Genomic DNA, 9,309 nt, shown 5'->3' on the forward strand with positions numbered 1-9,309 from the left:
GAGCTGGACCCACCCGTCTCCGCGAGGTCGCCCGGCGGCGGCGTGCTGGGTGCCGGAGCGGGAGTCTCGGAGCTGGGCGGGGTGGTGGACGGGGTGTCCGAAGGCTCCGGCTCCTCCGAGGGCTCCGGCTCCTCCGAGGGCTTCGGGGGCTCCGAAGGCTTCGGGGGCTGCGAGGGCGGCTCGGACTCGCAGACCGGTGAGGTCTTGGTCTCGTCGTGCGAGAACTTCTCGCCGTCGCCCGCCTTCACGATGAGGCGCACCGGCACCTCGGCCGTGTGTGCCGGCAGCTTGAGCGTGTCGTGGAACTCCCGCCCGAACTCCTTGGCGGCCAGCAGGTCCTTGCCGTCGACGGTGATGGTCACCGTGTTGGTGACATCGTCGTTGTATGCCTTGAGATCGACGGTGACTTCGGAGCAGTTCACCGTCCACACGGGAGTGTGGGCCGCTGCCGGAGTGGCGCACAGACCCACTCCGACGAACCCTACGGCCGCACCCGCTATCAGCGCGCCCGAGCGCTTCCACGCACGGGTAGGTACCTTCATCAATCCTCCACGTACATCCATACATTGGATCTGGTGCCGCGCACAGTACTCCCACGTCCCTCGCTCCCCGCAACCCACCCCGCCCCCACTCCTTACGCGCCGGTGAGCAGCATCGCGTGGGCCGGAGGGTGGCCGGGGTCAGCCGCCGGTCTCCGTCGGGGCCGGCGTCGCCAGGTCCGCGGCGGCGTCTGCAGGCTCGGCAGGCTCGGCGGGCGAAACCGTCGTTGTGTAGTCGGACCAGATCCGCGCCGGGAAGACGCTTCCCCGCAGTGAGTCGTCGCCGCCCGTGCCGCCCATGGGCAGCAGAGGTTTGCCGGGCTGGGACCGGAACATCGTCACCGCTGTCGAAAGCTTCTGCGTGTAGCCCGCGAACCACGCGGCCCGCTGTGTGTCGTTGCGGCCTGTGGAGGCCGCCGCGAAGCGGCCCAGCTTCCTCACCGCCGGTACGGCTTCGGTGTTTATTGCCGCGTCCCGGAGGACCGAGGTGACATCGAGCGCCACCGTCCGGTCCATGACACGCCGCCCCGGCGGCCGCTCAAGTCCGCTGACCGGCTCGTTGCCCCGCAGCACTTTGGTCACCGAGTAGGGCTCGTGGCGTACCCCGTCGCTTGCGAACGTCGCGTACGAGCCGGCCACCCGTATCGCGCTCGGCGAGGAGGTACCGAGGGGGAACTCCTTGTTGCGGGGGGCCATGCTGCTCTTGAGCATTCCGGCTGCCACGGCCATGTTCTCGACCCGCTGCAGACCCGTGTCCGCGCCCAGTTGCAGGAACGTTGTGTTGGCGGAGGTCACCATCGCCCCGCGCAAGGTGGTGTAGCGGGCGGAGGAGACCAGGGGGGACACGAAGTTGTCCGGTCCGCGCACCGGTGGCAGCCCTGTGGACAGTGTGCCGGTCTCGTCGTAGAAGCTCTCGGTGGTCACGATCTGTGCGGAGCCGTCCTCGGCCACAACGCCGTTCTGGAGCGCGCTGGCGAGTACGAACGGCTTGAAGACCGAACCCGCGGGGACACCCGAAGTGTCGGCGTTGTTGGTGAAGTGCTGGGTAGCGTCGGCGCCCCCGTAGATCGCGACGATGGCCCCGTCGTCCGGCCGCACGGACGCCGCGCCGACCTCGACGTGCCGGTCCTCCTTGCGGGTCTTCGGGTCGATGTGCTTGGCGAGGACACCCTTGACGGAACGTTCGAGCTGGGCCACCGCGTTCTTGTCGAACGTGGTGTGGATCTGGTAGCCGCCCCGGTCGAGGTCGGCGTCGGTGAGGCTGGAGTTCTTCTTGACGTACCGCTTGGCAAGGTCGACGAGGTAGCCGGTCTGGCCGCTCAGATTCGTGGACATGGACTGCTTGCGGGGCTCGGGGAACGTCGTGTACTTCGCGCGCTCCTGCTCCTTCATCATGCCCAGGTCGACCTGGCGGTCCAGAATCCAGGACCAGCGCTCGACCGCACGCTTCCGGTTGCCCGCGCCGACCGCGGGATCGTATTCGTTGCCGCCCTTCAGCAGTGCGGCGAGAAAGGCGCCCTGGCTGGGATTCAGCTTGTCGACGCCGACTCCGTAGTAGGCGTTGGACGCGGCCTGGATACCGTAGGCGCCGCGGCCGAACCAACTGGTGTTGAGGTAGCCCTGGAGGATCTCGTCCTTCGACTTCTGGCTGTCCATCTTCAGCGCGATGCAGAACTCCTGCACCTTGCGGGAGAGTGTCTGCTCCTGAGACAGATACGTGTTCTTCACGTACTGCTGGGTGATGGTGGAGCCGCCCTGGGTCTCCTGGCCCCGGGCCATGTTGGTGACGGCACGGGCCAGACCGGTGAACGAGACACCGGAGTCGGTGTAGAAGCCGGCGTTCTCCGCCGCTATCGCGGCATTGCGGACCGGGACGGGTACCGTGGACAGTGGCACGTTCTGCCGGTTCACCGCGCCCACGCTCACCATCTGGCTGCCGTCGGACCAGTAGTAGACATTGGCCTCCTGGCGCGCCGCGGCCCGCTCGTTGGGAATGTCGACATAGGCGTAGACGAGGGCGAACAGCCCCAGCAGAGCGCCGAAGAGAGTCACGAAGGTGCCGAGCAGCAGCCGCCACGACGGGAGCCAGCGGCGGACCCCGCGTCTGCCCCGCCGGGGATAGTCGATCAGACGCGGGCGCTTGGCGGCCCGCCTGCGGCGTGAACGGGATGGCGGCGTCTCTTCGCTCATGGTGCGGCTGCTCCTCGGTCATGCCCCGCGCGCACCATCGGCGCGACGCGGATCTCTCCGAGCAATACGCACCGCGGCTCCGTCACGTTGTCTCACTTCTGTGTGAAAGAAAGCACGCCGCCGGCAGGGAACCCGACAGCGGCGATTCGCCTCTCACCGCTACGCACCCATCAACGCACCACAACCCGTCAACCCGTCAACCCGTCAACCCGTGGACACACCAACGCACCAACGCACCAACGCACCCGCATACCCGACACACTGCGCCCGTGGACCGGGCCGGCCGTGTCAACGATCAAGGTCCCTACCGATGTACAGCTCGGCAAAAGCCTCCGCAGCGGCGGGCGATTCGAAGAGCCGCCGCAGCCGGGCCGTCGCACACCCCGCCCGGTAGGGGTCACCCGAAGAGGGCCCGTGCAGCACTTCCGAGAGCCATTGCGAGAACTCCTGGTACTGCCATGCGCGCCGCAGGCAGGCCGCCGAGTAGCCGCGCAGGCCGCTGTCGTCGCCGTCACGGAGCGAGGCCACGAGTGCGTCGCCGAGCAGCATCGCGTCGTGCAGTGCGAGGTTCATGCCTTTCGCGGCGATCGGCGCGGAGAGGTGGGCGGCGTCGCCCGCCAGGCAGAGCCGTCCGTAGGCCATGGGCTCCACGACGTAGTTGTGCATGTCCAGCACTCGTTTCTCGATCAGCCGGCCCTCGGTGAGCGGCGGCGCCCCGTCCGCCGCCAGCCGGGCGCGTAGCTCGGCCCACACCCGCTCGTGCGGCCAGTTCTCCGGGTCGTCGCCGGGCGGGCATTCGAGGTAGTAGCGGGTGACCTGCGGGCTTCGGGCCATATGGCCGGCGAAGCCGCGTGGATGGACACCGAAGACGACGCAGTCACTGGACGGCGGCGCCTCGGCGAGGAGAGCCAGCCAGCCGACGCCGTAGTCATGCCGGGCGAGGGTCGCGTGCTGCGGCGGCAAGCAGGTGCGCGTCACGCCGCGTGCGCCGTCGCAGCCCGCGACGACATCGCAGTCGATCGATACCCGCTCGCCCGACTCCGGGTCGGTGTACGACACCGAGGGCCGCTCCGTATCGATGGCGTGCAGCTCCACATCGCGTACGCCGAAGCGGACGTCGCCGCCCGCGTCGTCCGCGTACGCCCGGACCAGATCCTTCACCAGCAGCGGCTGCGGATAGACGAAGTGACGGCGTCCCGTCAGCTCGGCGTACCCGAACCGATGCCGCTCGCCCATGAACCGGACTTCGAACTCGCTGTGCGTCTGGGCGTGTTCCAGCAACCGGTCGGCGAGACCACGCCGTTCAAGGGCACGCACCGCCCACTCCTCGATGAAGCCCGCGCGGGGCCGCTGCTCTATGAAGTCTCTGCTCTCCGTCTCCAGCAGCACACAGTCCACGGACTCGGCACGCAGAATGTTGGCGACTGTGAGACCGGCGGGGCCCGCACCCACGACGACCACGCGGGTGCGCTGCTTCGTGACGGGGGTGGAGGGTGAGGAGGCGTCAGTCATCCGGGCATTATGGCCCCCGGGCCGGGCTCCTGCTCATGTGCGAGTGCGGGAACCCGGCCCGGCGGAGGAGCGGTGGTGGTGCGATGTCAGGCCGTGCGCACCCTGACCGTGTGGGTGGCGCCGTAACTGCTGCTGAGATCGCCGAAGGTTACGGTGAGGGCGGAGCCGGTCCCGGTCGCGGTGACGGAAGGCGCCGTGTAGAGCACCGATGCGACCCGGCGCTTCCAGGTGAGACTGAGACCCTGGACGCTGTGCCAGGGGTCGGCGACCGAAGTGGTCGCCGTACCGTCGCTGCGTTCACGGATCTGCACGCTCACGGGTGCGCTCGCCGTGACCTTGCCGACCGTGCCGGCACTCCAGAAGTTGATGCCGGTGAAGCCGCGCGAAGGGACGCGGACTGCCTGCTGGCCGGCGTCGTTGGCGAGGATCTGCAGCCCGTCGCCGTCCATGGCCCGTGCCGCGGTGCGCAGCTCGCTCGCCCCGGGCGTCCTGATCGGTGTCGGGGGCCGGGTCGGCGAGGCCGAGTGTGAGGACGTACACCCGCCGCCCCACCGCCCACCGCTTCACCGCTCGCCGCCCCGCCGGCCTGGAGAGCCTCGACCCAACGGTCGAGCCCGATCCGAACGGTCGAGGCCGCAACGGGCGCTCGACCGCTCACGATCGGTCCCCAGGGGCGGGGCGGAGCGGGGCTGCGCAACCGGGTCGGTGCCGGTGGAAGTACGGACTCCTGCCGGTGCGCGGAGCAGCCTTATGCCGCTTTCGGGCTGGGGCTGGTGATCCAGCGCAGGATCGTCGCGATCGTCGTGTCGTCGAGCGCGCTCAGGACTTTGATGGCGTCGAGGTCGCCCGGGAGCGGCGCGACTCCTGTCCGCGTCAGAGCGACGTGCAGATCCAGGCGGCGCCGGTCGGGCGCTGCCAGCGCGAGGGGCACTCGCCGGCTCGGGTCGGGCGGCGGCAGAAGCTCGTCCTCGCCCGTCGTCACCGCGCTGTGAAGCCAGTCGCCGTCGCAGTCGCGCGTGCCGGGGAATCGGTAGGGATCCATCCCGGTCTCCGGCAGCACCGACGACATCGCGAGAAGGGGCTCAGCATTCATGGAAGCCTCCCAGGTTGTGTCACTGACACCACACAAGGCGCACCGGAGCCCCGGCTGGTTGCACTCCGGAACACACCTCACCCGAACACCGTAAAAGGCATGTCGTCACACCATTCCCGCCGCGCCCCGGACGGTCCACGGAAACGAGACGCACCCCGAGCGAGGGCTACGGGGGCGGCAGGACAGCGGGGTCCTCGTACCAGCGGTTCAGCGCGTCGTCCCAATGGCGGAGCCTCCGAAGACCTCGGAGCAGGAAGAGATCCGGGGTGTCGCACGTGTACGAGATCTTCGGTCACTCGGTGCACCTGGTGGCGGACCTCTGGGGCTCCGGCCGTTCATGTCCGCGTGCGCTCTCCCCTTCCCATCAGCTGGTTGAGGGGGCCGTCGTTCAGCGTGGCCCGCTGGTCCGTCACGACCGGGAGGTCGGAGAGCGTCTCGGCTTCGACGAGTCCGGACTGGGCGAGGACCGAGGCCTGGTCCCAGTAGATGTGTTCGCTCGAGATCAGCGGCCCGTCGAAGGACACGACGGCGATGACCGCGATGCTGATGGGCCGGCCGGTCGGGGGGATCGCCGGCAGGATCCAGGGCACCGGGATGTCGTGGGTGAACGAGACGAGCATTTCGTCGACGATGCGGTCGCGGCCCGTCGTGCGGGTCAGCGGTGTGATCGTGAAGTCCTGTGGGTTGTGTCCGACGAACCACCGCCGGTAGAAGTCGCGTACGGCCGCCCGGCCGCGGGCGCCCATGGCTGTGGGGACGTGAAGCACGACTGGGCTGTCGGTCATCGTGGACATCGTCGTCTCGACGTCGAGCGTGCTGAACTCGCTGCTGGTGTGGAGCTCCCAGACGCGTTCCAGCTCCGCGGGATCAGGGGCGGTGGTCATCGGCGGCCTCCTCGGGCTTCCATCCCCAAGCGGTGATCATTCCTGGTGAGAGCGCGGCGCAGTCGGGCGAGTCGAGCCGGCGAATCGCCTCGTCGATCGTCGCGTCGTCGACCAGGCCGGTGGCCACGATCCGCTCCCGTGCCCGGTCCCAAGTCCCGGCCCAGAAGCGGCTGATGGGGCTGCCCGGCAGCAGCGGAGGCACATGGATCTCGGCGGCCACGGGTGCGAGGCCCGCTGCCCGCAGGAGCCTCGGGTAGTCCGGCACCCAGGAGATGTCGGTGCCGATGGAGTCCCGCAGTCCCTGCCACATCGCCAGCATCACCCGGGTGTACGGGGTGTCGGCGGACGCGGCGGTGGTGGTGAGGTCGATCGCGTCGCTGAGGACCAGCACACCGCCGGGGGCGACCAGGCCGGCGAGCCTGCTGATCATGTGGTGCCAGGAGGGCAGGTGCATGAGGACGAATCGTGCGTGGACCAGCTGGAATCGGCCGGGATCGAAGTCCGGGTCGGTGATGTCCGCCTCGAGGGCGGTGAGCCCGGGCAGGGGGCGATCGGTGAGAAAGCGTACGTCGCGGTCGACGGCGAGCACGGCCGCGACATGAGCCTGGCTCAGGAGGCGGCGAGCGACCGTGCCGGTTCCGGCACCCACGTCCAGGCAGCGCCAGCCGGGGCCGGCACCCAGCAGCGTCAGCCGTGTCAGGGTGATGTCGTCGTAGGTGAGGGCGCCGAGGTCGATGCGGTCGTCCTCGCCCGGCTGCTCCGGACGGAACACCGCCTCGCCGTAGCGGCCTTCGCGACCTGTGTCACCGCCTGTGCCGCCTGTGCCGCCCATCCCGTCAACGCCGTCCATCCCGTACACGCCGTCAATGCCGTCAGTGCCGTCAGTGCCGTCCAGTGAAATGGTCACTTTCCGCGGGGAGCAGCGGCGGCAAGGAACTCGCCGATGGCCCGGGGGGCGGCGCCCGGATGTCTGATCCAGGGCCGCCGTCCCGTCGATCCTGGACCCGCCGGGCCACGCGCGGCCGAGGCGCGCCGAGCGGCGGGCGTCCGGGTCCCCCGGTTGCCGTTCAGCCGCGCCGGGTTCCCGTTGCGCGCCCCGCCCCGGCCATGGACGCCGGGCTCATGGCGGGCTCAGCCGTAGCGGAGGAAGATCTCCTCGAGGTAGTCCTCCAGCCGCCGGGTGAGCAGTGCGGGAGTCAGGTCCAGGCGCCCCAGTTCGCGCCAGGGCACCGCGACCTTCTCGGCGTCCGGGGCGAAGGCGAGCGCGTCCAGGACTCGCCAGTACAGGTGGGCGGCGGGATCGTCGGTCAGCCGGCCGCCTGCGGCGAGGTAGTGGTCGGCCAGGCGCATCGCCGCGCGGGGGCCGTGCAGGAGGGCGAGGGCGGTGGAGCAGTGGGCCACGTCGAGGTCGGCGGGGCCCCAGGACGTCTCCACCCAGTCGACGACGCCGGAGATCGCGAGTCCGTCGACGTCCTGGGTGAACAGCACGTTGCCGGGGTGGAAGTCGCGGTGCAGGAAGCAGCCGGTGAAGGACGGAGGGTCGTCGCGGATGAGGTCCACGGCGCGCTGCCACAGCTCCGGCCGGCCGGTGGCGTCAGGGATCCGTACGCGGTCCGGCGCGGTCCACGCCTGGTACGCGCGGGGGCGGGCGTCGGCCGGGACGCGTACCCGGTGGATGGCGACCAGCTGGCGGGCCAGGAGTTCGATACGCCGGCCGGCGCCCTCGTCGTCGAGTCGTACGGTGCCGGGCAGCAGCGACATCAGCAGCGAGGGATGGTCGCAGTGCGCCGCCGTCGCGTCGAGTGCGAGGAGTACGGCCGCGGGCACCTCGGTGTTCCCGAGCAGGCGCAGCACATCCGCCTCGCGGGTCAGGAGTCCTTCGGCGTGGTGCAGGAAGAACGGCTTGACGAAGGACCGCAGGACCAGCCAGTGGGGGTCGCCCCCTCCTGTGACGCGCAGTCTTCGCATGTCGGAGGTCCAGCCGCCACGCAACCGTTCCGCGGTGTCGACGCGGGCTTGTGGGTGCAGGTTCTTCTCCACCCAGGCCCGGGTGGAGGACCATCCCCGGTCGTCGATGTCCGCTCCGTTCGCCTGTGCGGGCTGCCGCTGGGTCATGCGGGGAGCCTACGACCTGCCCGTCGGATCCTGCTGAGCCCTACTGGTTGTCGTGCAGCGGTTCATGCGGCAGTTGGCCGGCGGGGCCGACGATCCTGGGCTCGGCGAAGTCCGAGTTGTCGATGACGACATCCATCATGCGCAGCGGGTCGACTTCGTCGAGATAGATGTGTTCCGCGACCAGGTACCGGTTGCGGTGGATCGACTCGGCCTCGGACCCGGCCCACCCGTCCCCGTCCCGTTCGGCGCCGCGCCGGACGGACAGTTCCGCGTCCACGTCGAGCCAGATGCGGAAGTCCCAGTAGCCGTTGATCTCCGGGCGGAACGCGAAGATGCCGTCCACGATCAGTACGGCGTCCGCGGCCACCGGTGTCTTCGTCGAGGAGTGGTCCCGCTGGGTCAGCGGGTCGATGCTGCACAGGGCGCAGGACTCCGCCTCCCGCGAGCGGCACGGATCGAGCAGCAGCCGTCTGGCCGCTTCGTAGTCGTAGGCGTTGCGGTAGTAGCCCTCGCCCGACTCCCGGTCGTACAGGTACCGGTCCTTCCACGGATTCTTGAAGTCGTCCAGGGAGGCGCGCAGTACGGGGCGCCCGGCCGCGCTGATGCCTGCGGCCAGTTCGTGTCCGAAGCTCGTCTTGCCCGCGGCGGTGAAGCCGTCGATGCCCACGAGCAGACGGCCGCCGCCCAGGGCCAGGACACGCTTGGCGACCTGTTCCACGAGCGCCTCGCGCTCGGGCGACGCCGGAGCGGGGCACGGCTGCTGCCAGGTCGAGACCGAGTGGTGCACTGCTGCTTCCTGCGACGTCATTGGGCAAACGTATCTTCGCCTTTCACCTGCGGGAAGTCTGCGTCGACCGGACCGGTTCGCGATCTTTCGCGTGACTGTCCGGGTGGCTACGATCATCAGTGGCGGTGCCGTCCACCGTCACCTGCGCCCATGGAGGTCAACCATGTCCAGGACTGCCGGCAGCCATCG

The 9,309-nt window shown here is 69.7% G+C and carries 9 protein-coding genes; all 9 read right to left on the bottom strand.

Features of this window, described 5'->3' with window-relative positions:
- The coding region (locus ACWGI8_RS32475; protein ID WP_453666394.1) for an LAETG motif-containing sortase-dependent surface protein at nucleotides 1-542 on the bottom strand (542 nt) is incomplete at its 3' end.
- Nucleotides 543-680: 138 nt separating this feature from the next.
- Nucleotides 681-2,729, bottom strand: coding sequence for a transglycosylase domain-containing protein (locus ACWGI8_RS32480; protein ID WP_453666396.1), 2,049 nt, complete (start codon nucleotides 2,727-2,729; stop codon nucleotides 681-683).
- A 288-nt stretch (nucleotides 2,730-3,017) separates the two neighbouring features.
- Entirely contained in the window at nucleotides 3,018-4,241 is a 1,224-nt protein-coding gene (locus ACWGI8_RS32485) for a 4-hydroxybenzoate 3-monooxygenase (RefSeq protein WP_453666398.1), read from the bottom strand.
- A gap of 86 nt (nucleotides 4,242-4,327) precedes the next feature.
- Nucleotides 4,328-4,690 (bottom strand): polysaccharide lyase beta-sandwich domain-containing protein, encoded by a 363-nt coding sequence (locus tag ACWGI8_RS32490; protein WP_453666400.1) that lies wholly within the window; start codon nucleotides 4,688-4,690, stop codon nucleotides 4,328-4,330.
- A gap of 299 nt (nucleotides 4,691-4,989) precedes the next feature.
- Nucleotides 4,990-5,334, bottom strand: a complete 345-nt coding sequence (locus ACWGI8_RS32495; protein WP_453666402.1) for a hypothetical protein — start codon at nucleotides 5,332-5,334, stop codon at nucleotides 4,990-4,992.
- Nucleotides 5,335-5,669: 335 nt separating this feature from the next.
- Nucleotides 5,670-6,218, bottom strand: coding sequence for a nuclear transport factor 2 family protein (locus tag ACWGI8_RS32500; RefSeq protein ID WP_453666404.1), 549 nt, complete (start codon nucleotides 6,216-6,218; stop codon nucleotides 5,670-5,672).
- Nucleotides 6,202-7,050, bottom strand: coding sequence for a class I SAM-dependent methyltransferase (locus ACWGI8_RS32505; protein ID WP_453666410.1), 849 nt, complete (start codon nucleotides 7,048-7,050; stop codon nucleotides 6,202-6,204). The genes ACWGI8_RS32500 and ACWGI8_RS32505 overlap by 17 nt, the downstream gene beginning before the upstream one ends.
- A gap of 299 nt (nucleotides 7,051-7,349) precedes the next feature.
- The gene (locus ACWGI8_RS32510; protein ID WP_453666406.1) at nucleotides 7,350-8,333 is read right to left on the bottom strand and encodes a phosphotransferase family protein; all 984 of its coding nucleotides are present in this window, start codon (nucleotides 8,331-8,333) and stop codon (nucleotides 7,350-7,352) included.
- Nucleotides 8,334-8,373: 40 nt separating this feature from the next.
- Nucleotides 8,374-9,141, bottom strand: coding sequence for a uridine kinase (locus tag ACWGI8_RS32515; protein ID WP_453666408.1), 768 nt, complete (start codon nucleotides 9,139-9,141; stop codon nucleotides 8,374-8,376).
- Nucleotides 9,142-9,309: the final 168 nt, after the last annotated feature.

It is taken from the genome of Streptomyces sp. NPDC054841, assembly GCF_053611045.1.

Excerpts from the sequence above, each read along its gene's own strand:
- ACWGI8_RS32490 (WP_453666400.1), bottom strand. The coding sequence starts at position 4,690 with ATGGACGGCGACGGGCTGCAGATCCTCGCCAACGACGCCGGCCAGCAG.
- ACWGI8_RS32480 (WP_453666396.1), bottom strand. The coding sequence starts at position 2,729 with ATGAGCGAAGAGACGCCGCCATCCCGTTCACGCCGCAGGCGGGCCGCC.
- ACWGI8_RS32485 (WP_453666398.1), bottom strand. The coding sequence starts at position 4,241 with ATGACTGACGCCTCCTCACCCTCCACCCCCGTCACGAAGCAGCGCACC.
- ACWGI8_RS32495 (WP_453666402.1), bottom strand. The coding sequence starts at position 5,334 with ATGAATGCTGAGCCCCTTCTCGCGATGTCGTCGGTGCTGCCGGAGACC.
- ACWGI8_RS32510 (WP_453666406.1), bottom strand. The coding sequence starts at position 8,333 with ATGACCCAGCGGCAGCCCGCACAGGCGAACGGAGCGGACATCGACGAC.
- ACWGI8_RS32505 (WP_453666410.1), bottom strand. The coding sequence starts at position 7,050 with ATGGGCGGCACAGGCGGCACAGGCGGTGACACAGGTCGCGAAGGCCGC.
- ACWGI8_RS32500 (WP_453666404.1), bottom strand. The coding sequence starts at position 6,218 with ATGACCACCGCCCCTGATCCCGCGGAGCTGGAACGCGTCTGGGAGCTC.
- ACWGI8_RS32515 (WP_453666408.1), bottom strand. The coding sequence starts at position 9,141 with ATGACGTCGCAGGAAGCAGCAGTGCACCACTCGGTCTCGACCTGGCAG.